Origin of the sequence: Kurthia sp. Dielmo, from assembly GCF_000307285.2 — a bacterium.
Classification (GTDB): Bacteria; Bacillota; Bacilli; order Bacillales_A; family Planococcaceae; genus Kurthia; species Kurthia populi.
This window is the reverse complement of sequence record NZ_HE578957.1, coordinates 88,672-111,923: the sequence shown is the minus strand read 5'-3', so window position 1 is coordinate 111,923 and position 23,252 is coordinate 88,672. Positions and strand designations below refer to the sequence as shown.

The following is a 23,252-nucleotide window of genomic DNA, read 5'->3' as shown; positions in this document are numbered from 1 at the left end:
GGCAAAATACATGTACGAAACACTCTTAACCGATGCGTATAAGACCAAATATAAGGCCCTTTGGAAGCATAAAACCATTTTAGATTATTTACAGGAAGCCATTGATAAAGCGCCACAGAAAACAGCCATCATTGATTCGAAAAGTCGCTATACGTACGCACAGCTCGGTCAGGCAGTTGACCGCGTCGCACTTGGTCTGAAGCATTATGGTATTCAAAAGGGCGATATTGTGTCGATTCAGCTACCAAACTGGAATGAGTTCGTTATTTTACATTATGCGATCACAAAAATCGGTGCAGTAACCAATCCCCTTATCCCGATTTATCGTGAGCGCGAAATTGGCTATATGGTGCCTGCTGTACAGTCTAAGGCACTCATTATCCCTGATAGCTTTCGAGGCTTTAGCTATGCGGAGATGATAGATAGCTTGCGAACGGATTGGGATTTCCTTGAACATATTTTTGTTATTGGTGAACAGATTCCTCGTGACATGCATTCATTCGATGATTTATTAAAGAAACCATGGGAAGAAGACACCGAAGCATTAGCAGCATTAAATGCACAGCACTATGATGCAGATGATGTAACGGAGATTATTTTCACCTCTGGTACGACAGGCAATCCTAAGGGTGTCATGCATACGCATAATACCTTATGTGTCTCGACGGACTATTGGGTGAAGCATTTAGCATTACAAGAGGATGATGTCTTTTTAATGGCCTCTACCTTTGCTCATCAGACAGGCTTTTGCTACGGGGTCCGCCTGCCTACTCATTATGCAGGAACAGCGGTCTACCAGGATGTCTGGGATATCGATGAATTCCTGCGTTTAATTGAGCGTGAAAAGGTGACCTTTACGGCGGGAGCGACGCCATTTTTACAAGATATGCTGAGTTCTAAACAGCTTGCAGACTACGACTTATCAACATTTCGCGCCTTTGTTGCCTTAGGCGCACCGATTCCAAGGGCATTGATTCGAGAGGCTCAGGAAAATGAGCATATTCAGTTCCAAATTTTATCGGGCTGGGGGCAAACGGAAAATGGCCTCGTTACGCTAACAGAGCTAGATGATAGTGAGGAAAAGCTCGTCAATACGGACGGTCATGCGCTTCCTGGGATGTCACTCGCGATTGTAGACGCAAGCTTTAAAGAGCTACCACGTAATGAGGAAGGTAGCTTATTAGTAAAAGGCCCTGCCCTCTTTGTCGGCTATTTAAATCAGCTCGATAAAACGATTGAGGAGCATCACGGTGACTGGTTTATTACCGGTGATTTAGCGGTTATGGATGATGATGGTTATATTCGAATCTCAGGGCGTAGTAAGGATATTATTATTCGTGGTGGTGAAAACATTCCGGTCGCCTATGTTGAAAATGTGTTATACGAGCATCCGGATATATTTGCTGCACAAATTGTGGCGATGCCAGATCCACGCTTACAGGAGCGCGCCGCCGCCATTGTCATGATGAATAATGGTTGTACGCCGATTACCTTTGAGGCCTTGCAGGATTTTTTAACAACAAAGGGCTTAGCAAAGCATTACTGGCCAGAGTATTTAGAAGTTGTAGATGATTTCCCGCGTACGGCGAGTGGGAAAATCCAAAAATTTAAATTACGTGAAATGATTCAGGATAAGACCGCTGAAGGAGGAATTTAAATGACACGAGTAGCATTTATTACAGGTTCAGGACGAGGAATGGGCCGAGAAATCGCCTTAACTTTTGCGAAAAAGGGCTATCGCATTATCGTGACAGATGTTAATGAGGACAATGCTAATGAAACGGTAGCGCTTATTCAAGAAAGTGGTGGCGAGGCCTTTGCGACAGTTTGTGATGTTACGAAGCTTGCGAGTGTCGAAGCGGCGGTCAATGTAGCGAAGGAACAGTTTGGACAGGTAGATGTGCTTGTTAATAACGCGGGCTGGGATAAAATTGAGCCATTTTTAAAAAGCGAGCCTGCTACGTGGGAAACGATTATGAATATTAATCTAATGGGTCAGATTCATACATGTAAGACAATTTTGCCGTTAATGATTGAGCAGGGTTATGGCAAGGTTGTAAATATCGCGTCCGATTCTGGTCGTGTTGGCTCAAGCGGCGAAGCGGTCTATTCGGCAGCAAAGGGCGGCGTCATTGCGTTAACAAAAACGCTGGCACGTGAAATGGCGCGTCACAAAATTAATGTCAATGTCATTGCACCGGGACCCGCGGATACGCCGTTATTTAAAGAAATTGGTGAGTATAATCAGGGTATTACCGAAGCATTGATTAAGGCGATTCCCTTTAGACGCTTAGCACAGCCACAAGATATTGCCAATGCAGTGGCATTTTTAGCATCCGATGAGGCAGAATACATTACAGGGCAAACATTATCCGTTAATGGTGGCCTTGCGATGGTATAGGAGGTGCTTAGATGCATGAAGTTATCTTAGTAACAGGCGGAGCGGATCGCATTGGCAAAGCCATCGTTGAAAAAATAGCCGCATCGGGTCATATTGTGGCCATTCATTATCATCGCTCTGCTGACAAAGCACAGCACCTTTTCGAGCAATTGACAGCACAAAATGTACGTTGTGGGATGTTCCAAGCTGATTTAGCGAGCTATGAGGATGTTGTGCGATTGCATGAGGAAATTTCGAATGAGCTTGGACATGTTTCAGCGATTGTTAATAATGCAGGCTATGCGCAGATGAAATCATTTTTTGATTACGCACCAAATGAATGGCAGCGTGAAATTGACATTGATTTAATAGCAGTTTTAAATTTAGCACATGTCTTTATCCCTGCCATGCGTAAGCGAAAATATGGTAAATTTATTTCAATCGTTGGCGATTCAGCACGTACCGGCGACCGTAAACTAATCGTATCAGCAACTGCACGTGGTGGCGTTATTAGCTTTATTAAATCACTCGCGAAGGAAGTTGGACGAGACCAAGTGCAGTGTAATGTGGTGTCTCTTGGCTTAATTGACCAGCAAGATTTAGCATTTTCTGATAACATTTTGCAAGCCGTTAAAAAGAGCTATGGATCAAATCGCCTCGGCTCCCCCATTGATGTGACAAGTGCCATTGCCTTTTTACTTAGTGAAGAGTCGTCTTGGATATTAGGCCAAACAATTTCAATTAACGGCGGTCAAACGATGTTTTAAATATTAAAAAAAGCATTGCTAGTTATCGTAGCGATGCTTTTTTGTTTACATAATATTATTATTTTAAAACCAACTTATTTGTTTGACACATACGATGACACCAGCAAGTCTCGAATATGTATGTCCCATTTTTTATCGACTATTAAGATGCTAATTTAATGGTTATTTCAATTGTCATTTATTATATTGACGAGCTACAAGTGGTTTATTATGGCAACATCAATCATTGAGTTACATATTTTATAAACGATACAACGTTTGAAATCATGGTATTGCTTCACAGCTTATACTGCATATAGAAACTACGCTATTGCTATTCAAAAAATCCAGTTAATTTAATCATTGAATCATTTGTATATCCCTTCCTTCTAGTTACGTGCTTTAATGTTTCCCAAATTCATGTAAATTAAAGCGCATAATCAGCGCATTTTTTACAGCATTAGTTATTTTATATAAAAATAGATAACCTTTAATAACCATTAAATATCAAATAAAAACAATGGTTAACTAAAGTTAATTCATGATATTCTCTGTTGCAAAAGAGGAAGGAGCTTATTATAATTTATTACTTTTTTGGGTTTTTTATATAGACTAGCGAGCTTTTATTTATTAAATTAAGTACGTTGTAAATAGTGTAAACTGAATTTTGTCCGCAAAAAAAAAGCGGGAACCACGTCAACGCGCAATTCCCGCTTTTTTTAATCATTTCGTTCAAATACATACAGTCCATTTTCAAATGTCGCCGTAATCTTTTGTTGCTGCTGTAAATAATCCAACTGCCCTGCAATTTCAGATAATACGAGTGAAAATTGGCGTTCATACAAGCGATTATAAAATGCCTGTGTCGCCTGTCTTCCGGTCATTGGTTGCTCTAAAAGTGTTAGTAGGTGCTGGGCTTTATCATTTAAACGGCTTATTTTCTGTGTCGCGATTTCTGAGACGTTCGAAAAAATCGGCTGATGCCCTGCGTATAAGTGTCGAATTGGCATCTCCTTAATCGTTTCTAGTGACTGTCGTTGTAATAAGTTCGCGTGCATATATTCCCCTGTCACAAGTGGATCAATGATTGCATTAGTCGATGTATTTTTTAAAATCGTATCCCCTGCATACAACTCCTGTGTCTGTGCATCATAATAGCCGATTGAATCAGTTGAATGACCGGGTAAGCCAATAATGTCAAAGCGCCCTAGTTTATCCCCGGCAGCAATCACGCGATAATCCGCTTCGATGCGTTTTTCAGAAGCTTTTTGTAGCGTCGCACGTTGTTTTTCTAAACGTGGACGAGCATCCGCAAGACAATCCATACGTGTATAAAACTGCTCATAAAAAGCGATGCGCATCGATAAAAAATTCGTATCAAACAATAAGCGCGGAATGGCTTCTTTATGCACATAAACCGGCAGCTGCTTCTTCGCTAAAATAAGCGGCAATAATCCGACATGGTCCTCGTGATGATGCGTTAAATAAATCGCATCTAAGTCACTAAAGTCGTAGCCACGCTGCATGAGCGTTTGCTCTGCATACTGAAAAAAAGCATCATGTGGAATACCACCATCTATTAAAATTAATTGTCCATTATTTTCTGTTACAAAGCAGTTAAACGATTGTAACCCGCTTTTTGACTCTTCAAAAATAATCGGTATTTGTATCATACTCATCCCCCGCATCCCAAATCATTATTCATATTGTATCACGAACACATTAAATTTCAGGACATCATTCGCGGAACACTACGCATTTTTTGCTATACTGAACGTAACGATGCAAAAAGGAGTTTTTTTATGAATAATACCGTGTCATTCCTTGTCACAGCATGCATCGGTTTAGTCGGCGCATTTCTATTTCAATTTTTACACATTCCGGTGCCTTTCCTATTAGGTCCGATGGTCGCCGTTTTAATCTTGTCTCATGTAACAAAATGGCGCTTTTATTGGCCCAAAGCCCTGCGTAATTATAGCTTAATTGCGATTGGTTACTCGCTTGGTGCGGCCTTTACTGGTGATATTTTAAAAAATATGTATACACATATTCCGATGATGACATTTGTGACATTACTTACTTTTAGCGTTAGTTTATTGTTTTCATGGCTACTTACAAAATTCGCTAAAGTAGATTATCCTACCGCCCTAACAAGTAGTGTACCAGGTGGTTTAACACAAATTTTAGCACTCGCAGAAGATTTAAAAGGTATTAATCTAACGGTTGTCGCTTTCTTTCATACGATTCGCGTTATTTTAATCGTCGTTTTAGTACCATTTATTGTGCATATCCCTGCACTACAAGGAACTACTAGCACACTACCAAGCCTAGCAACGGGAACGAGCACGACACTTCCTATATGGCTACTCGTTGTCCTTTACATCTTCGCCTGCATTGTCGCCTACCGTTTATTCAAACGCTGGCGTATCCCGGCAGCAACAATGCTTGGCCCGATTGTTGTCACCATTCTTTTAAATGTCTTCGTAGGCTTTCCTGCATTTGATATTCCTGAATGGTTTATGATGCTCTGTCAATTAATTGTCGGCACGCATATTGGCTTAATGCTGCACCCGGAACATTTAACGCATAAAAAAGTCATGCTCCCACTCAGTGTAGCGAGCGCCCTAGCGTTAATTGCCGTTGCATTTTTAATGGCGGTCTTTTTTATGCCAGTAGTCGAAAACACTTCGATTGTTACAGGTTTTTTAAGTTTAGCGCCTGGCGGAATTGATCAAATGGGTATTGTCGGCCATGAGGTACATGCTGATGTATCGATGATTACGATGTATCAAGTATTCCGTATGCTCTTCATCTACCTTTGTGTGCCACCGATGATTACGTATGCCGTCAAACGCTATCGTGCAAAATAAACAATTCACAACACAAAAAAAGAAGAAATCGTGCCAACGTACGATTTCTTCTTTTTTATATCCAGTTTTTCTATTTTGCAATTTTTGCCGCTAGATACCCTTTATTTTGCCCCTTATGCTGAAAAATCCATTTTTCTTTTTTTATAGGGTCTACCTTATATGGACCAACGGGTGTAATTGTTTGTTGCTGATAGCCTTGTTGATTAATTGTTCCTTGGAAGGTCTTTTTTTCTTTCTTAAATAGTACACTTTCTTGCTTCGATTCATACTGTACTTCCTCCGCCTGTACTGCTATCGAAAAACAGCTCATAGCGATTAAAAAAGCCAATGTTGTAGACTGCCAAAGGAATCGTTTTATCAAGCGGTTTACCTCCAAATCTTTTACACTCATTTATAAATAAGCTTTTATTTTAAGCTTATTGTATTATAAAAAAGATTTTTCTATCCAAAAAATAGTCTAAAAGATTCATTATTTATTGATTAGCAGGTGCTTTTAGTAGCACTTCAATATCACCTAAGCGCTGTTCATGAAATGCTTTCACGATGGCACTACCAACAATGACGCCATCCACCGAGCGATTCATCGCCTCTACATGCTCACGCGTTGAAATACCAAAGCCTGCAAGCACCGGAATCGTTGCTATACGTTTTAGCGCACGTAAATGGTCATGTAATGCCTCATCAAAGCCATCTCTCGTTCCTGTAATGCCATTTACGGTCACCGCATAAATAAAGCCCTGTGCTGCAGCGGCTAATTTTTCAATACGCGCTGCCGGACTTGTTAACGAAATTAACTGCACAAGCGCAATGTCTTTTCCTGCTAATGCATCTGTTACTAAATCCGCTTCTTCAAGTGGCATATCTGGAATAATTAAGCCTTTAATATTTGCGGCTTCTGCAGCGTCAACAAAGGCCTCAATGCCATAGCGAATAATTGGATTTAAATATGTCATGACAACAAGTGGAATATGCACTTCGTCTTTAAATGACGCAATCTCCGCTAAAATAGTACGTAAATTGGCTCCCGCTTCTAGCGCACGTAAGCCGGCTGCTTGAATCGTCGGACCATCCGCTACAGGATCACTAAATGGAATGCCGACTTCAATCGCGGTTGCCCCGTGCTGCTGTAAAAATAAAATTTGCTGTTTAATCGTGTCTAAACCGCCATCCCCAGCCATAATGTACGGGATAAATGCTTTATCATGCGCTCTTGTTGTCGCTTCAATTGCTTGCTGTAATGTTGTCATTATTTCCCCTCCAGTGCTTGTTGAACCGTTTGGACATCTTTATCGCCACGGCCCGATAAACAAATAACTAAAATCTCATCTTTTGCCATTGTTTTCGCTAAATTTGCTGCGTAATAAATAGCGTGACTACTTTCAAGCGCTGGAATGATACCTTCTGTGCGTGATAATAACTGTAATCCTTCTAGCGCTTGGTCATCATCAACTGAATCATATGTTACGCGACCAGAATCATGTAAGAAGCAGTGCTCAGGCCCAACCGCTGGATAATCAAGTCCTGCAGAAATCGAATACGCCTCTTGGATAAAACCTTCATCATCTTGTAATAGATACATATAGGCACCGTGTAAAACGCCCTCTTTTAAATCTGCAAAGGCCGCTGCATGCTCACCCGATTGAATGCCCTTGCCTGCCGCTTCAACGCCGTATAGCTTCACATCCGAATCATCTACAAATGGCGTAAACATGCCAATCGCATTACTCCCACCACCTACACATGCTACAACCGCATCGGGTAGACGTTGTTCTTTTTCTAAAATTTGTGCACGTGTTTCGTCACCAATGACACGTTGGAAATCACGGACAATCGCTGGGAATGGATGCGGTCCAAGTGCCGAACCTAAAATATAATGCGTGTCCTCAACATTTGAAACCCAGTAACGAAGTGCTTCATTACACGCATCTTTTAGCGTACCTGAGCCTTGGTCAACTGATACGACCGTCGCACCAAGTAATTCCATACGGAACACATTTAGCGCTTGGCGACGCACATCCTCTTTACCCATAAAGACGATGCATTCTAAGTCAAACAGCGCACATACCGTCGCTGTCGCTACACCATGCTGGCCGGCACCTGTTTCTGCCACGATTTTCTTTTTGCCCATACGCATCGCTAGTAAAGCCTGAGCCAATGCATTATTAATTTTATGCGCCCCTGTATGATTTAAATCTTCTCGTTTTAAGTAAATTTTTGCGCCACCTACTTTTTCAGTTAAGCGCTTCGCAAAGTATAGGGGATTATCGCGTCCAACATAGTCTTTTAAGTAATAATTAAGCTCCTCATAAAAAGCAGGATCTTGTTTCGCTTTTTCAAATGCTTGCTCTAGTTCCTCTAAAGCGGTCATCAATGTTTCTGGTACGAACTGGCCACCGAATTTACCGTAGCGTCCTTTTTTCTCTGTTGTTGTCATTATGCATTCTCTCCATTCTTTACTGCTGTTATAAAGGCGCTTATTTTCGCCGTATCTTTCACACCATTTGTTTCAACACCGCTCGACACATCGACCATATAAGGCGCGACACGCGTCAGAGCCTCTGCAATATTATCGATTGATAAACCACCTGCTAAAATCAGCTGTGGATAGCGCGTCGTTAGAAGATTCCAATCGAATGTTTCACCGCTGCCCGCTACCGGCGCATCCACTAATACATAGTCTGACTCAAATGCTTGTAGTGTCTCGACATCAGCGGCTGTGCGCACGCCAACGGCTTTAATCGTTGGATAGCTAAGCTGCTGAATGACGGCATTCGTTTCCTGGCCATGTAGCTGAATAACGTCTAATGGTACGGTTTTGGCAATTTGCTGCATCACCTCGACCGTTTCATCAACGAAAACCCCTACTGTTAATACATTACGCGGGATATGCTGTGCTAATTGCTGTGCTTGAGCAACTGTTACTTGCCGTTTACTTTTTGCAAATACAAAGCCAATCGCATCGGCACCTGCCTCTACAGCTGCTCGTACATGTTCAGGCTCTTGTAGACCACAAATTTTCACCTTTGTCATACATTCACCGGCTTTGTTACTTGAAGTGATTGCAACGTCGCTGTAACATCTCCACTACGCATAAGCGTTTCTCCGACTAAAATAGCACTCGCACCGACTGCCGCCACAAACGCCGCATTGTCTGATGTTTTCATACCACTTTCACTTACTAATACACGTCCCTCATCAAATGGGAACTTCGCCGCTAGCTCCTTTGTATGCTCAAGTGAGACCTCAAACGTTTTTAAATTACGATTGTTGACCCCAATAATACGCGCATCAATCGCTAAAGCACGTGTTAATTCCTCTTCGTTATGTACTTCAACAAGTACATCTAGTCCAAGCTCTGTTGCATACGTGAACAACCGAGCTAATGTTTCTTGTTCAAGTGCTGCCACAATTAACAACACAACCGAAGCGCCACTGGCATAGGCATAATCAAGTTGGATTTCATCAATAACAAATTCCTTACACAGCACGGGAATAGCCACCGCTTCTGTAACCTGTTGTAAATCTGCAAAGGAGCCTTTAAAAAACGTTTCATCTGTTAATACTGAAATACATGCCGCGCCCGCTGCCTCATACGTCAATGCTTGCGCTACCGGATCAATACCATCGTTAATAATGCCCTTTGATGGTGATGCACGTTTTACTTCTGAAATAACTTGTACGGTCGAGCTTTTAAATACCTCTAAAAGTGAGGGGCGTTGTTTTCGCGCTGTTACTACTGGCTTTGGTTGCTCCTTCAGTGCGGCTACCTCACGTTCTTTTTGAGCTAAAATTTTCGTTAAAATTGTCATTAGGCTGGCTCCTTCACATGTTCTTTGCTATAGGCTACAACGGCTTGCAATTTTTCAAACGCTGCACCTGAAGCGATAATTTTACGCGCCTTATGAATGCCCTCTTCAATCGTTGAGACACTGCCATAGGCGAAAAAGGCAATGCCGGCATTTAATAGTACGGTATCTAAGTAAGCACCTTGTTTATTTTGTAAAACATCACAAACGATTTGTGCATTCTCCTTGCCATCGCCACCCTTAATTGCAGACAATGGCTGTTCTTCTAAGCCAAGTGCCTCCGGTGTAATCGTCACCTCACGAACTTGACCATGCTCTAAAATAGCGAGGCGATTTTCTCCTGCAAGAGAGGCTTCATCTAATCCACCTGCACCGCAAACGACAACACCGCGTTCTCGTCCTAATAAATGCATCACCTGCGCATAGTCTGTTACGAAATCAGGTCGATTAATGCCTGTAAACTGCGTGGTTAATGCGACTGGATTCGCGAGTGGTCCAACTAAATTGAAAATCGTTGGCTTGCCAATCTTTTGGCGAACTTGACCGATTCGCTTTAATTTCGGATGAACTTTTGGAGCGAAAATAAAGGCAAGACGCTCATTTTCAAGTAATTCCTTTAATTCTGCTGTCGTGAAGTCTGCATGAATACCAAGCTCCTCTAATGTATCCGCACTGCCTGCTAAACTCGAAATTTTACGATTGCCATGTTTCGCAACATACGCATCACCCGCTGCTAAAACGAATGCCGCTGTCGTGCTAATATTAAAACTCCCAATACCGTCGCCACCTGTTCCGCAATTATCTAAATAGTTTTGCGTCGTTTCATTTAATGATAATGCCTGTCCTTGCATGACCTGTGCCAGTGCGGCAAGTTCGGTTGCTGTTTCTCCTTTTTGTGACAAGGCGATTAAAAAGGCTTCAATGTCTTCTAGTGGCGTCCCCTCATCAAATAATTGTGTTGCCGCTAACGTCATTTCCTCTGCTGTTAAATCCTGTCCTTGCTGTACATTTGTAATAAGTTGTTTCATACACTTGGCTCCTCTCATAATTAACGAAATATTCAAACATTAAATTCGAAAATATATTCGAGATAGTGTGAGAAATTTGATTGGCTAAAAGCAATAAAAAAAGCCCTCACGAAAGAATAACTCTTTCATGAGGACGATTGCTACCGCGTTGCCACCTCAAGTTGAAGCATATCGCTTCCACTTTGCCTGATTGCTCAGCATCCGTTAACGGGGATGATGCGTCATTTGCTACTGTCGTTCACAAATGCTCTCATAAGTCCATTCACAATTTTGCATGATCAGTTTCCACCAGCCACTGACTCTCTATCCATACGAACAATTGCTACTACTCTTACTCTTCAATTTCTCTCAACTATGCTCTGCTATTCTATGCTCTGCTAAAGGGAAGCCTTGCTCTCAAGGCTTTCTACCCTTCCGCTCGAATAAGTTGTTCTTAGCTTATACCAATATTTCCGTTGCTGTCAAGTATTTGTAAAAAAAAGAAAGATGCAAGCTTTTGCTTCCATCTTCCCGGTAATGTTATGCGTTAAATTGCTTTGTAAAGAAACGTGTAATTTCTTGTTGAATCGCTGGTGTCACACCATGACCATCTTCAAATGAAACGAACGTTACATCCGCTCCTTGGCCTTTAAAGAAGTCACGTGATGCTTCTCCCCATTGATATGGTAAGACATAATCCATCGTACCATGTGTAATTAACATCGGTAAATTCGTTACATCATTTTTGAAATATTCATCACGTACATGCGCTGGTAAATACGCGCTTAACGCCACAGCACCCGCTAATTTTTCTGTACCTAATACAAGTGCTAATGTTTGTGCTAAAATACCACCTTGGCTAAAGCCCATAACGAATAATTTTGTCGCATCGACTGGGTATTCTTGTACAACTTCTTCAATAAAATCACGAATATGCACCACAATTTTATCGAAAATTGCTTTATGTGGTTTACCGAACTCTTCTACTGTAAAAAACGCATAACCTGGTGGTTGTACAACCGGTCCACGTAAGCTAAAAATATGACAATTATCTTTTAACTCATGTAATAATTGCGGTAAATCTTGTTCATTACTTCCCATACCGTGCATTAAAAATACAGCCGGATATAATTTGCCTTTTTCCACATTATTTGGAGCGCTGTGCTCAAAAGTAAATGGTGATTTCATTTTAAAATCTTCCTTTCAACATACAAACGTTAATATTATCGTAGCACAGTAATGACCAAACGAAAAACATTTATTCTTTTCAATTTAACAAAAATGAGCGTCACAACGTAGGAAACAGAAAATACGCATTTTTAACAGATATTATCGATAAAATAAAGGAAAAAAGCTTGACTAAATAACCATTTTTATGATTGGAACCCTTGCATTCAAAAATCATCGTGCTATACTATTAATTGTTCGAGGGAACATTAACTAATTGTTCTTCCTATTTCTCGGATCTGTGGCGCAACTGGCTAGCGCACCTGACTCTTAATCAGGGGGTTGTGGGTTCGATCCCCACCAGGTCCATCTAAAAAAAGAGGACATACACAATCGTGTATGCCCTCTTTTGTTATCTCTATATAATTAATCATGCCCTTTTAAAAGGCGTTTTGCGAACCGACGATGCTCACGTTCCGGCGATTTTTTCACGATTTTTTTCAAATCTTCTTCAAAATCAGGTAAATAGCTCGATACCTTCCATACATCAAATGTCGTCAGTACACGCCATTCTAGCATCTCATCGTCTAACTGTAGCGCATGATGCATTAACGTTTTACCGACACCATCATGTGATGCTAATGCATCAATCACTAATTCAATGCATTCACGCTCTACCGGATTAAGCAGAGACAGTTCAAACTGCTCTACATAGTCTACAACCGCAATAAATTGACGATAATCCCCTTGTACAATTAGCGCTTCATATAAATACGGTTCGAAATTGCCATTCACAATCTTTTTATAAACGAGTGGGATATAGTCATAGCCACTTGCACGCGCAATATCGATAGCCTGCGCCATGTTACGCCCCTCCGCAAAGGCCTTATCAATTTTCGGTTGCCAATTCGAACTCATTAAAATAGATTGAATACCCGATGTCACTAGGTTTTTCTCCACAGGCTGCCAAGTTGACGATTCAAAGACTTCCTCCCAGTCATACTCCGCAAATGATAGCGCCATTTTCGCAAGTGGATGAACTTGTTCATAGCTCGTAATATGCGTTTTAGCATGGCGCACATAATCAAGTAAGGCATCTGGTAACTCATCATATAGCTCGGCAAGTTCTTCTATAACGACTAATGGCACAAGTATAGCCGTTGCACGTTCAAATAAAGCTTCACTTACGACATCCGCCTTTAGTGCCGTTGCAAGTGAACTTTTTTGTGCAATCATCGCCACTGTAACAACATCTAGATCACCTGTAAGTGGGATGTCATATAATAGCCATTGCTGCATCTCTTCTGTAATTGGTTCATTTAGTAAAATAAGCGCCGCACGCTGTCCGTAGCTCTTTGTATGCTTCATACTATCAAACAGTATTTCATTCGCCTCAGCACCATGCCCCATTATCGCTGCCGCCACAAATGCGGTAAACTCCTCATGACGTCCTATTACACGTAGCGTTTCTAAATCTTTTTTAACCGTTGTACGCCCTAATAGTAATAGCGCAAAATCAACGACATAGCGATGCGCTGCATGCTCCATAAACCATTTTGCCTCTTTATAAAGTGCATCCTCGTCTACTTCTAATTGTGCGAGCTGTTCTTTAAAAGCAAAGGCATATTCCGGAAAATCATCGTCCATAACCGCTTCATAAATATCATTTCGCGTTTTATCAGCTGGCTTTTCAAGCAGCCAATCAACTTTTTTTACTAAGCGCTTCGCAAATGTGTCCTCATAGCCTTGCTCCTCTAATGAAAATAAGCGATCACAATATTCACCAGGCGCTAAGCGTTCATCATCCTCTAAAAAATAATAGTCATCATCGGGCAATACAATATTTTCAAATGACCCGTTTTTTTCGTACGTTTCTATTAAAAATGGAATAATTTTCGTGCGATGCTTCCACGCATAAATTTGTATCTCACGCTTTTGTTTTATTATCTTTTTACCATTTATATAAAATGTACAATCAAGTGTTGTCGTACCACCGACCTTCGCCTTCACATCCAGACCATCTTTTTGCCCCTTAACCGTTTCACTTAGACGTAATTTCCCTAACTTTGTTGGTCGATATTTTTCATCAATAACTTCATTATCAACGACTAATGTGGTGCAATCAAATGTCGATTGGACGACTATTTGATGCCCTTCAAAGTCAATTTTAAATTGCTGGTTTGCCTCTGCTTTAATATCTTTTTTAGCATTTTTCCATGTACGGCTTATAAAGCGTTTGAATTCTGACATAATCGCCCTCCATTCCTATTAGTTTCACTATACCGAAATAGACGATAAAACGCATGTATTAACCATATCTACCAAAAAAAGAGACTAGGCGGGAACCTAGTCTCTTTCTCCGAATGACTTTAAGAATTTAAATTCACTGCTACCTGCACATATTTTGCCGCATTTTCCCCCGCAATCTTACCATAAACTGCACCTGACATTAACCCTGAGCCACCAGGATAGTTCTCGTAAAAAATTTCGCCAATCATCTTATCCTATTGTCTTCAAAATTTTATAAATACGTGCCTCATATGGCTGTAATGTTAATTTTGCTGTTACGTCATGCGCTACCTTATGGGTTGCTAGTTGTAACTGATCGGCATCATAGACAATCCCTTCAACCGCTTCTATCGTAGCTGCTTGCGGTGACAAATTGCTTAACACTAACCAGCGTTCCTGTTGCCACGTACGTGTATAAGCGTAAACTTGCGGATGCTCTGCTAATATTAAATCATAACGTCCATACACAAGTGCCTCCTCACGTTTTCGCAATCGAATGATGTCTTTATAGTAATGTAATATCGACTGCGAATCGTTTTCTTGCGTAGCGACATTAATATCACGATAGTTTTCATTCATCGGAATCCATGGTTGTTGCTTTGAAAAACCGCCATATATTTCCGCATCCCACTGCATTGGCGTACGTGAATTCCCACGATTCGTTTTCCATACGCGGGCTTTCGCCTGCTGCTCATCCATTCCCGCTTCTATTAAGCGCTCATATTGATTCGTCGTTTGAATATCATGGTAATCGGAAATATTATCAAAAGCTGCATTCGTCATGCCAATTTCCTGCCCTTGATAAATAAATGGTGTGCCCTTCATAAAGAAGTACATCGTTGCAAGCGCCTTTGCACTCTCGCGCCAGTACGTCGTATCATTACCCCAGGTCGATACGGCACGTGGCTGGTCATGATTTTCAATAAACAATGCATTCCATCCACTATCTGCCAGTGCATGTTGCCACTTTGTTAGGCCTTCTTTTAATGCTAGGACATCAAGGTGCTGCTCTTCAACACTCCATAAACCAAGTGTTTCAAACTGAAAAATCATATTAAAGTAGCCATTATCCTCATTCACCCACGCATCAATATCCTTGATACCAACCCCATTGGCCTCGCCAACGGTCATGACATCATGTTTTCGGAAAGTTTTTTGATTAAGTTCTATCAAAAACGGTGCAATGCCCTCAACATTCATATACTGTGACCATGCTTTGACGTATGGTTCATCATTTGGTGCTGGTGCATTTTTAAATGTTTGATCTTTTTTAATATGACTAATAGCATCAACACGAAAGCCATCGATACCTTTATCGAGCCACCAATTAACCATGTCAAAAAGAGCCTGACGCACTTCTTCATTTTCCCAGTTCAAATCGGGCTGTTTTTTCGAAAAAATATGCAAGTAATAATCATCCGTTGCCTCATTATATTCCCAGGCAGGTGTATCAAAAATCCCTTCCCAGTTATTTGGCTCCGCACCGTCTTTGCCATCACGCCACACATACCAATCCCGCTTTGGATTATCCTTACTTGCGCGTGACTCAATAAACCATTCATGCTCATCTGACGTGTGATTAATAACTAAATCCAAAATCAGTTTCATGCCACGTGCATGTACCCCTTCAAGCAAGGCATCAAAATCCGCCATCGTGCCAAATTCATCCATAATCGCCTGATAATCACTAATATCATAGCCATTATCATCATTCGGTGATTTGAACATTGGTGACAACCAAATGACATCAATCCCTAAATCCTTCAAATAATCTAAACGTCTTGTGACCCCATTCAGATCACCAATGCCGTCCTGATTGCTATCTTGAAAACTACGTGGATACACTTGATAGCATACCGCTTCTTTCCACCATGTTTTTTGCATTTCAACACCTCTTCGCACAAGATTCACGCACAATGAGCTTCGTTTCAACGAAAGCATGTTGCGCCTTTTTTGTCGGATTTTCAATGCGTTGGCATAAAAATTCCGCTGCTTTATAACCCAATTCAAAAATATGAATTTCCACCGTCGTTAATGCGGGTCGCACATAATTCGATAAGGCATGGTTATTAATACTAATAATCGATACATCATCTGGTACACGAATCGCTAGACGTTCTAAATGCGTAATTATTTCATAGGCCATCAAATCATCCTGTGTCAAAATCGCTGTTGGTCGATTTTTAAGCTGCATTAATTTAAGTAAGGTTTCTTCAACATGATCGGTATTATGCTGATAATACGCCGCATCTACCTCTAAGCCATGTTTCGCGTAACTTTGCTCAAAGCCTTTTACACGGTCGCGCGTCACGCCATAATGAATGTCACCCCCAACAAAAGCAATGTCTTCATGGCCCAAAGCAATTAAATAATCGACAAGCTCCTCTGCTAACGCGACATTATCATTATCAATATAGTCCGTTTCTAACCGATGCTCCGGTGGTGTGCCAACGACAACAAATGGAAAATTTTCAGCTCGTAAATATTCAAAAATTGGATCCTGGTCTTTCGCATAAAGGAGAATAATACCATCTACCTTTTTACTTTGTACCATTGCGCGCACTTCATCTAAAATTTCACGTTCTGTTCCCCCTGTAGATAGCGATAAGCCATATTTCCTTGCATGTGCTGTAGCACTAATACCGCGAATGACTTCGGGGAAGAATGGATTTTGGAATGCGAGCATCGCCGAATGCCCCATCACAACGCCAAGCATCATCGTCTTTTTCGCCGCTAAATTGCGTGCCTGGATATTCGGATAATACGCTAAGTCCTTCATGACTGCGCGCACTTTACGTTTCGTTTTTAAACTAATTCGTGGATGATCGGCAATGACACGTGACACCGTTGACGGCGACACATTGGCTGCCTTTGCTACGTCTATAATTGTCGCCATACATAAGCACCTCTACTTTACAGCACCATCGGATACCCCTTTGATGATTTGTTTTTGTGCGAAGAAGTACGCGATAATAACCGGTACAATCGCAATTGTTAAGCCTGCTAACGCTAAATGCCACTGCTTCGTATATTCCCCGAAGAAGAAGAACATTTTTAGTGGAATCGTCTGCATACCATCTGCATTAATCACAAGTGATGGTAATAAGTAATCATTCCAAATCCAGATGGTATTTAAAATCGCCACTGTCACAGTAATTGGCTTCAGCATCGGGAAAATAACATGCCAGAAAACCTGCCAGCGATTGGCGCCGTCAATTGTTGCTGCCTCGTCAAGCGACTTTGGAATTGATGTCAGCGCCCCATGATAAAGGAAGATTGATAAGCTAGCGCCAAAGCCTAAATACATGAAGATTAAACCGCCACGATTTAGCATTTCAAGCTGACCAAAAATCGTCACTAAGGGAATCATCACTGACTGGAATGGAATGAGCATCGCCGCAACGAATAAGAAGAAAATAACCGTCGATACTTTGCTTTTTACACGGGATAACGCATAGGCTGCAAGTGCAGAGAAAATAATAATGACAACTACACTACCAACCGTAATAATCAATGAGTTAAAAAATGTCTGTGCAAAATCAAGTTCCTTAAACGCTTGCACATAGTTGGCCCACGTAAAATCTGCAGGCGGCTTTAATGTATCACTAAAAATTTCTTTCTTCGTTTTAAATGAATTGACGAGCATTAAGTAAAATGGAGATAACCAAATGAGCGCCAAAATAATGCCGAATATTTCAAGCGGTAATAAATACGCTTTTTTCATTTACATCTCCACCTCTCGTTTTTTATTCCAATACACTTGTAGCAATGAAATAATGGCTACAATTAAGAAGAAAATAACCGCTTTTGCCTGCGCATAGCTCATATCAAGCTGCTTATACGCCGTATTGAAAATATTCATCGCCACCATCTGCGTTGAATTGTACGGCCCACCACCAGTTAATGAGAGGTTTTGATCGTACAATTTAAACGTATTCGATAAAGTTAGGAACATACTGACCGTAAAGGCTGGTGCCACAAGCGGGAAAATAATACTGTGGAATTTCTGCCAGCCATTCGCCCCGTCCATATCCGCCGCTTCAATTAACTCTGGTGAAATGCCCTCTAAATACGCAATATAAATGACCATAATATATCCAGACATTTGCCAACTCATTAAGATGACCATGCCCCAGAAGCCAGTTGTTGTCGTCGATAACCAGCCCTGCAAGCTTTCAATGCCAAATGCCTGTCCAATACCATCAAAGGCTTTCGTGAAAATAAACTGCCAAATAAAGCCTAAAATTAAGCCCCCAATTAAATTTGGCATGAAGAAAATCGTACGTAATAATTTATTTGTTTTTAATTTAGCTGTCACAAGCATTGCTAAACCTAGCCCAAAGAAATTAATTAAAAAAATCGATACGACCGCAAATAATACCGTGAATTTTAGTGATTGAATAAATTCTTCATCGTCGAATAACTTCAAATAGTTATCGAAGCCCACAAATTCTTTTACCTCGATACCATTCCAGTTCGTAAATGAGTAATAGACACCTAATAATAACGGCGCAACAACGACTGCTACTAATGCAAATAACGCTGGCGCAATAAACGCCCAATACCATAAGCCTTTTTTCATCGCTCTACCTCCTAATAAAAATAGGACCGCCGTTTGGAGCAATACGGCTCGTACGGAACAGTCCTATTCCCATCATTCATTATTTATTACGATCTGCATTCCATGATTTCTCAACTGATTTTTCAAGTTTATCCCATGTTGTTTTACCACTTAAATATTTTTGAATCTCAACACCTAGCTTATTTTGACCCCAATCTGTTGGATAACCCATGAACACCCAGCCAATTGTTTCGCCTTTTTCTGAGTAATCATATACCGCTTTTGATAATGGATCTGAGATTTTTGATGAATCATACCCTTCATATGCTGGTACAAATTTAAAGTCTTCGATAACCGCTGTTTTCCCTGCATCTGATGTGTATAACCAATCGATAAATTCTTTTGAAGCTTCTACTACTTTTTCATCTTTATTACTATTCACGCCCCAGTACATCGGTACGCCAACAGGTAATTTCGCATCAGCATAGCCTTCTACTGGAATTGGCATTAAGCCGATATTATTATTCGCTAACTCCTCATCAATACCCGCGATTGTTGAGTATACCCAGTTCCCTTGTTGGACGATAGCTACCTTGCTATTTGAGAATAATTCTTCCATTTGTTTCGAGTAATCTAAACTAACTGTCGGTGTTACAGAGTATTTATTTTGTAAATCTAAAATTTGTTTAAATGCGTCCCCGTATTTAAACGTTACATCTTTTGCGTCATAAGCTTTCATGACATCATTATCAAATTCGGGCGCTAGGAAAGTATTCGATAAATGTAAACCTGTTACCCATGTTTCTTTACCAGGTAACGCGAATACAGCTTCGATACCTAACTCATCTTTTTTCGCATCTAAGTCTTTCGCTGCTTTTTCAAGAGAGGCATAATCTTTAATTGATGCCGGATCAATGCCTGCTTTTTCAAAGATTGCCTTATTGTAAATGAAACCATAGCCTTCTTGGTTGTAAGGTAAACCTAATACTTTACTGTCTTTTGTTGCACCTGCTAATGTTCCCTCAAGCGCCGCACCAGCTGCTTTTGTATCCGATAAATCTGCTAACTTATCATTCCAGTCTTCAACATCCTGCGGTCCACCAATATTATAAATTGCTGGTTCATTGCCAGATGCAAATTTTGAACGTAGCGCTGCACCGTAATCTTCACCGCCACCAACTGTTGTGATGTTAATATCTACATTTTTATTTTCTTTTTCATATTGCTCAGCAACTTTTTCGAACTGGTCTTTAAACTCTACTTTAAATTGGAATACATCCACGACCGTTTTGTCACCGTCTTTCCCACCGCCAGAGCTCGAATCTCCGGCGTTACCACATGCTGCTAACGACATTGCACCTACGATTGATAAAGCTAATAATCCCGACTTCCATTTACGTTGTTTCATTTACTTCGCCTCCCATTTATTTGTTTATTAAGACGTTCTCACAGTTTGCGAAAACGTTTGCACAACTACATTAAAAAATACGATTTTCTGTTTTTGCATCAAAGAAGTGTACATGTTCCGTATGGAAATAAAGCGGTAATGAAGCGCCCATCATAATTTCCCGTTTTGCATCTGCACGACCAATTAGTGGTTGCCCCTCTAAATCGCCATACACCATTTGCTCAGCACCTGTGAGCTCCACCGTATCCACATGCACCGGAATTTCTAGCGCCATCTCTCCGGTCGGTGCCTGACTTGTAATATGTTCCGAGCGAATGCCCATAATGACTTCTTTACCTTCATATGCCTTGATTGCTTCTACATACATCGGCGAAATATCAAAGGCATGGTTTGTAATAATAAATTTGCCATCTTGGATGATCCCTTTAAAGAAATTCATCGCTGGACTGCCAATAAAACCGCCAACAAAAACATTATTCGGTAATTCATACACTTCTTTTGGTGTACCGATTTGTTGAATAAAACCATCTTTCATAATGACAATACGGCTTGCCATCGTCATTGCTTCCGTCTGATCATGCGTCACATAAATGGTTGTCGTTTTTAGACGACGATGTAATTTAATAATTTCAGTACGCATTTGTACGCGGAGCTTAGAATCTAAATTCGATAGCGGCTCATCCATTAAGAAAATTTTTGCATCTCGGACGATTGCACGTCCAAGCGCTACACGCTGCCGTTGCCCTCCCGATAATGCTTTGGGCTTTCGTTTTAATAAATGTGACAAGTCTAAAATTTTCGCCGCCTCCTCAACGCGCTCTTTAATTTCCTTTTTCGGGAATTTACGCATTTTCAGCCCAAATGCCATATTATCAAATACCGTCATATGTGGATAAAGCGCGTAGTTTTGGAATACCATCGCAATATCACGGTCCTTCGGCGGCATATCATTCATACGCTTTCCATCGATTAAAAAGTCACCCTCTGAAATTTCTTCCAACCCAGCAATCATACGTAGTGTTGTACTTTTTCCGCATCCAGATGGGCCGACAAAGACGATAAATTCTTCATCTTCAACAGATAAATTAAAATCTGTAATGGCTCGTACTTCTTTATCATATAATTTCCCGACATGTTGTAAATCCAATGTAGCCATTTCATCACTCCTCACATTTTAAACCTCAAATACCGCAGCTCCGTATGGCTCGATGTGTATAATTTCTCCGTCAATGCGCACACCACCATTTGTAATAATTGCCTTCGTCAGCTGCGTGACGTCTACGGTAGCAAAATTTTGTGCAAACGTTTGCTCAGAAAAGTTCGCAATGACAAGCCATGTGCGTTGTTCATCTTGTCGTTTATAAACAAATAATTGCGGATGCTCTTTTAGCAATAATTCAAACGTTCCATGCTGTACAATATGTTCATTTTTTCTTAGCTGAATCAATTGTTGATACGTATAAAAGATTGAATTTGGATCTGCAAGCGCCGCTTTGACATTAATTTGTGTGACATTATCATTCATACGAATCCATGGCGTCCCCGTTGTAAAGCCACCCGTTTCATCCCATTGCATCGGTGTTCTCGCATGGTCGCGACTTTTTCGTGCAATGTCTTGCAACGTAAGCTCTGCTGTTTTACCATTCGCTAGCTGTTCCTCATAATAATTTAATGTTTCAATATCGCGATACTCATCAATCGACTGAAAATCAACATTTGTCATACCGATTTCCTCTCCCTGATAAATATACGGTGTTCCTTGCATCAAATGCAGTGCTATCGCGAGCATTTTTGCAGATTGCACGCGGTACTTCCCATCCTGCCCGAAACGAGAAACAACACGCGGCTGATCATGATTATTCCAATACAAACTATTCCAGCCTGTGCCATGAAGCTCTCGTTGCCAGCGCTCAAAAATTTGTTTTAACGCTACCAAATCCAGTGGCTTATGGTGCCATTTAGGCCCCTCACTATCTACGTCCATATGTTCGAACGTAAAAATCATCGACAATTCCTTGTCATGTGGATTTGTGAAAACGCTTGCACTTTCAGGCGTAGTTCCAGGCGTTTCACCTACCGTCACATAATCGCCATCCGCTAACACCTCTTTATACATTTCTTTCAAGTAATCGTGAACCTTTGGTAAATTCATATAATATGGGCTACCATCACCATATAATTCGCCGTTCTGTTTTTCACCATCCGGGAAACGCTCATCTTTCGCAATTAAATTAATCACATCCATGCGAAAGCCAACAATACCAAGCTCCAACCAGCTCTTCATCATATCATAAATGGCTTGACGCATTTCACTGTTTTCCCAGTTTAAGTCAGGTTGTTTTGTTGAAAACAAATGTAAATAATAATCATCCGTTGGTTCATTATACGTCCAAGTCGATCCTGAGAAAAAAGAACCCCAGTTATTCGGTTGTTCTTTGAAAATATAATAGTCGCGGTACTTTGAAGTGCGTGAACTTCTTGCCTCTTCAAACCATTGATGCTCATCTGAAGTATGATTAACGACTAAATCCATCATAATGCCAATACCATGTGCTTTTGCTGCTGTCACTAATTGCTTAAAATCATCTAACGAGCCAAATTCTTTTTGAATTTTCTGATAATCTCGAATATCATAACCATTATCATCATTCGGTGAGTCATAAATAGGCCCCAACCAAATAATATCAATGCCGAGTTTTTCTAAATACGGAAGGCGTTGCATAATTCCTTGTAAATCTCCTATCCCATCGCCATTCGAATCTTGAAAACTTCTTGGATAAATTTGATAAACGGAGCTTTTTTTCCACCAAGCTGTCATGAATGCACCTTCCTTCTTAAACCATATAATAAATGCTTGAAATAGAAAAAACAAGCATTTTGAAGAAAAAATATTTCACATTTTACAAATTATAGTTTGTGAACATTAAAAAAGAAACCGCTTACAAGCTATTTCCATACTCTATTCCCATTCATTTTATTTTATAATCCCTTTTAAGGAGAAATATTTTTTCAGTTTCA

At 40.7% G+C, this 23,252-nt stretch carries 21 protein-coding genes, 1 tRNA gene and 1 other annotated feature; of the genes, 5 read left to right on the top strand and 17 right to left on the bottom strand.

What is annotated here, in order from left to right:
• Positions 1-10 precede the first annotated feature (10 nt).
• The 3 genes from KTHG_RS05490 to KTHG_RS05480 are packed head-to-tail and all read left to right on the top strand — an operon-like array spanning position 11 to position 3,147.
• The gene (locus KTHG_RS05490; RefSeq protein ID WP_139992044.1) at positions 11-1,657 is read left to right on the top strand and encodes an AMP-binding protein; all 1,647 of its coding nucleotides are present in this window, start codon (positions 11-13) and stop codon (positions 1,655-1,657) included.
• Entirely contained in the window at positions 1,658-2,401 is a 744-nt protein-coding gene (locus KTHG_RS05485) for an SDR family NAD(P)-dependent oxidoreductase (protein ID WP_139992042.1), read from the top strand.
• Positions 2,402-2,412: 11 nt separating this feature from the next.
• Complete coding sequence (locus KTHG_RS05480; RefSeq protein WP_139992040.1) at positions 2,413-3,147, top strand: SDR family NAD(P)-dependent oxidoreductase; 735 nt, start codon at positions 2,413-2,415, stop codon at positions 3,145-3,147.
• Between the two features lie 698 nt (positions 3,148-3,845).
• Here KTHG_RS05480 and KTHG_RS05475 read toward each other — a convergent pair.
• Entirely contained in the window at positions 3,846-4,805 is a 960-nt protein-coding gene (locus KTHG_RS05475) for an MBL fold metallo-hydrolase (RefSeq protein ID WP_255512392.1), read from the bottom strand.
• A gap of 123 nt (positions 4,806-4,928) precedes the next feature.
• Between KTHG_RS05475 and KTHG_RS05470 the strand changes: the two genes are divergently transcribed.
• On the top strand, positions 4,929-5,996 hold the full coding sequence (locus KTHG_RS05470; RefSeq protein WP_139992036.1) for an AbrB family transcriptional regulator: 1,068 nt from the start codon (positions 4,929-4,931) through the stop codon (positions 5,994-5,996).
• A gap of 70 nt (positions 5,997-6,066) precedes the next feature.
• Here the strand turns inward: KTHG_RS05470 and KTHG_RS05465 are convergent, their stop codons facing one another.
• From KTHG_RS05465 to KTHG_RS05435, 7 genes are all read right to left on the bottom strand, one after another.
• Positions 6,067-6,357: a hypothetical protein gene (locus tag KTHG_RS05465; RefSeq protein WP_126990043.1), complete on the bottom strand. Its 291-nt coding sequence runs from the start codon at positions 6,355-6,357 to the stop codon at positions 6,067-6,069.
• A gap of 112 nt (positions 6,358-6,469) precedes the next feature.
• Positions 6,470-7,243: a tryptophan synthase subunit alpha gene (trpA, locus tag KTHG_RS05460; RefSeq protein ID WP_139992033.1), complete on the bottom strand. Its 774-nt coding sequence runs from the start codon at positions 7,241-7,243 to the stop codon at positions 6,470-6,472.
• Positions 7,243-8,430, bottom strand: a complete 1,188-nt coding sequence (trpB, locus tag KTHG_RS05455; RefSeq protein WP_139992030.1) for a tryptophan synthase subunit beta — start codon at positions 8,428-8,430, stop codon at positions 7,243-7,245. The genes trpA and trpB overlap by 1 nt, the downstream gene beginning before the upstream one ends.
• A complete protein-coding gene (locus KTHG_RS05450; RefSeq protein WP_139992026.1) occupies positions 8,430-9,026 on the bottom strand; it encodes a phosphoribosylanthranilate isomerase in 597 nt (198 codons plus the stop codon). The genes trpB and KTHG_RS05450 overlap by 1 nt, the downstream gene beginning before the upstream one ends.
• A complete protein-coding gene (gene trpC, locus KTHG_RS05445) occupies positions 9,023-9,805 on the bottom strand; it encodes an indole-3-glycerol phosphate synthase TrpC (protein ID WP_139992023.1) in 783 nt (260 codons plus the stop codon). Before trpC ends, KTHG_RS05450 begins: the two co-directional genes overlap by 4 nt.
• Complete coding sequence (gene trpD, locus KTHG_RS05440; protein ID WP_139992020.1) at positions 9,805-10,830, bottom strand: anthranilate phosphoribosyltransferase; 1,026 nt, start codon at positions 10,828-10,830, stop codon at positions 9,805-9,807. Before trpD ends, trpC begins: the two co-directional genes overlap by 1 nt.
• A gap of 126 nt (positions 10,831-10,956) precedes the next feature.
• Positions 10,957-11,178 (bottom strand) — a binding site (T-box leader).
• 171 nt (positions 11,179-11,349) lie between these two features.
• Entirely contained in the window at positions 11,350-11,997 is a 648-nt protein-coding gene (locus KTHG_RS05435) for an alpha/beta hydrolase (RefSeq protein ID WP_126990037.1), read from the bottom strand.
• A 274-nt stretch (positions 11,998-12,271) separates the two neighbouring features.
• Here KTHG_RS05435 and KTHG_RS05430 point away from each other — a divergent pair.
• Positions 12,272-12,345, top strand: a tRNA-Lys gene (locus tag KTHG_RS05430).
• 57 nt (positions 12,346-12,402) lie between these two features.
• On the opposite strand, the gene KTHG_RS05425 is transcribed toward KTHG_RS05430, so the two are convergent.
• The 9 genes from KTHG_RS05425 to KTHG_RS05390 all read right to left on the bottom strand — a co-directional run bounded on the left by KTHG_RS05425 (position 12,403) and on the right by KTHG_RS05390 (position 23,052).
• Positions 12,403-14,226, bottom strand: a complete 1,824-nt coding sequence (locus tag KTHG_RS05425) for a hypothetical protein (RefSeq protein ID WP_139992017.1) — start codon at positions 14,224-14,226, stop codon at positions 12,403-12,405.
• A 119-nt stretch (positions 14,227-14,345) separates the two neighbouring features.
• Positions 14,346-14,474: a hypothetical protein gene (locus KTHG_RS21765; protein WP_255512391.1), complete on the bottom strand. Its 129-nt coding sequence runs from the start codon at positions 14,472-14,474 to the stop codon at positions 14,346-14,348.
• 1 nt (position 14,475) lies between these two features.
• On the bottom strand, positions 14,476-16,149 hold the full coding sequence (locus tag KTHG_RS05420) for a glycoside hydrolase family 13 protein (protein ID WP_139992014.1): 1,674 nt from the start codon (positions 16,147-16,149) through the stop codon (positions 14,476-14,478).
• Between the two features lies 1 nt (position 16,150).
• The gene (locus tag KTHG_RS05415; protein WP_139992011.1) at positions 16,151-17,161 is read right to left on the bottom strand and encodes a LacI family DNA-binding transcriptional regulator; all 1,011 of its coding nucleotides are present in this window, start codon (positions 17,159-17,161) and stop codon (positions 16,151-16,153) included.
• Positions 17,162-17,173: 12 nt separating this feature from the next.
• Positions 17,174-17,989 carry a carbohydrate ABC transporter permease gene (locus KTHG_RS05410; protein WP_126990033.1) on the bottom strand — a complete coding sequence of 272 codons (816 nt, stop codon included), beginning with the start codon at positions 17,987-17,989 and terminating at the stop codon, positions 17,174-17,176.
• Entirely contained in the window at positions 17,990-18,847 is an 858-nt protein-coding gene (locus KTHG_RS05405; RefSeq protein WP_139992008.1) for a carbohydrate ABC transporter permease, read from the bottom strand. It abuts the gene before it with no gap.
• A 79-nt stretch (positions 18,848-18,926) separates the two neighbouring features.
• Positions 18,927-20,234, bottom strand: coding sequence for an ABC transporter substrate-binding protein (locus KTHG_RS05400; protein WP_139992005.1), 1,308 nt, complete (start codon positions 20,232-20,234; stop codon positions 18,927-18,929).
• A 70-nt stretch (positions 20,235-20,304) separates the two neighbouring features.
• Positions 20,305-21,390: an ABC transporter ATP-binding protein gene (locus KTHG_RS05395; RefSeq protein ID WP_126990030.1), complete on the bottom strand. Its 1,086-nt coding sequence runs from the start codon at positions 21,388-21,390 to the stop codon at positions 20,305-20,307.
• An 18-nt stretch (positions 21,391-21,408) separates the two neighbouring features.
• Complete coding sequence (locus KTHG_RS05390) at positions 21,409-23,052, bottom strand: glycoside hydrolase family 13 protein (RefSeq protein WP_139992002.1); 1,644 nt, start codon at positions 23,050-23,052, stop codon at positions 21,409-21,411.
• Positions 23,053-23,252 lie beyond the last annotated feature (200 nt).

What these genes read in the sequence shown, in the direction of transcription:
- KTHG_RS05480 (WP_139992040.1), top strand. Translation starts at nt 2,413, where the DNA reads ATGCATGAAGTTATCTTAGTAACAGGCGGAGCGGATCGCATTGGCAAA.
- KTHG_RS05400 (WP_139992005.1), bottom strand. Translation starts at nt 20,234, where the DNA reads ATGAAACAACGTAAATGGAAGTCGGGATTATTAGCTTTATCAATCGTA.
- trpA (WP_139992033.1), bottom strand. Translation starts at nt 7,243, where the DNA reads ATGACAACATTACAGCAAGCAATTGAAGCGACAACAAGAGCGCATGAT.
- KTHG_RS05410 (WP_126990033.1), bottom strand. Translation starts at nt 17,989, where the DNA reads ATGAAAAAAGCGTATTTATTACCGCTTGAAATATTCGGCATTATTTTG.
- KTHG_RS05450 (WP_139992026.1), bottom strand. Translation starts at nt 9,026, where the DNA reads ATGACAAAGGTGAAAATTTGTGGTCTACAAGAGCCTGAACATGTACGA.
- KTHG_RS05405 (WP_139992008.1), bottom strand. Translation starts at nt 18,847, where the DNA reads ATGAAAAAAGGCTTATGGTATTGGGCGTTTATTGCGCCAGCGTTATTT.
- KTHG_RS05425 (WP_139992017.1), bottom strand. Translation starts at nt 14,226, where the DNA reads ATGTCAGAATTCAAACGCTTTATAAGCCGTACATGGAAAAATGCTAAA.
- trpC (WP_139992023.1), bottom strand. Translation starts at nt 9,805, where the DNA reads ATGACAATTTTAACGAAAATTTTAGCTCAAAAAGAACGTGAGGTAGCC.
- KTHG_RS05390 (WP_139992002.1), bottom strand. Translation starts at nt 23,052, where the DNA reads ATGACAGCTTGGTGGAAAAAAAGCTCCGTTTATCAAATTTATCCAAGA.
- KTHG_RS21765 (WP_255512391.1), bottom strand. Translation starts at nt 14,474, where the DNA reads ATGATTGGCGAAATTTTTTACGAGAACTATCCTGGTGGCTCAGGGTTA.
- KTHG_RS05420 (WP_139992014.1), bottom strand. Translation starts at nt 16,149, where the DNA reads ATGCAAAAAACATGGTGGAAAGAAGCGGTATGCTATCAAGTGTATCCA.
- trpB (WP_139992030.1), bottom strand. Translation starts at nt 8,430, where the DNA reads ATGACAACAACAGAGAAAAAAGGACGCTACGGTAAATTCGGTGGCCAG.
- KTHG_RS05470 (WP_139992036.1), top strand. Translation starts at nt 4,929, where the DNA reads ATGAATAATACCGTGTCATTCCTTGTCACAGCATGCATCGGTTTAGTC.
- KTHG_RS05475 (WP_255512392.1), bottom strand. Translation starts at nt 4,805, where the DNA reads ATGAGTATGATACAAATACCGATTATTTTTGAAGAGTCAAAAAGCGGG.
- KTHG_RS05435 (WP_126990037.1), bottom strand. Translation starts at nt 11,997, where the DNA reads ATGAAATCACCATTTACTTTTGAGCACAGCGCTCCAAATAATGTGGAA.
- KTHG_RS05395 (WP_126990030.1), bottom strand. Translation starts at nt 21,390, where the DNA reads ATGGCTACATTGGATTTACAACATGTCGGGAAATTATATGATAAAGAA.
- KTHG_RS05485 (WP_139992042.1), top strand. Translation starts at nt 1,658, where the DNA reads ATGACACGAGTAGCATTTATTACAGGTTCAGGACGAGGAATGGGCCGA.
- trpD (WP_139992020.1), bottom strand. Translation starts at nt 10,830, where the DNA reads ATGAAACAACTTATTACAAATGTACAGCAAGGACAGGATTTAACAGCA.
- KTHG_RS05415 (WP_139992011.1), bottom strand. Translation starts at nt 17,161, where the DNA reads ATGGCGACAATTATAGACGTAGCAAAGGCAGCCAATGTGTCGCCGTCA.
- KTHG_RS05490 (WP_139992044.1), top strand. Translation starts at nt 11, where the DNA reads ATGTACGAAACACTCTTAACCGATGCGTATAAGACCAAATATAAGGCC.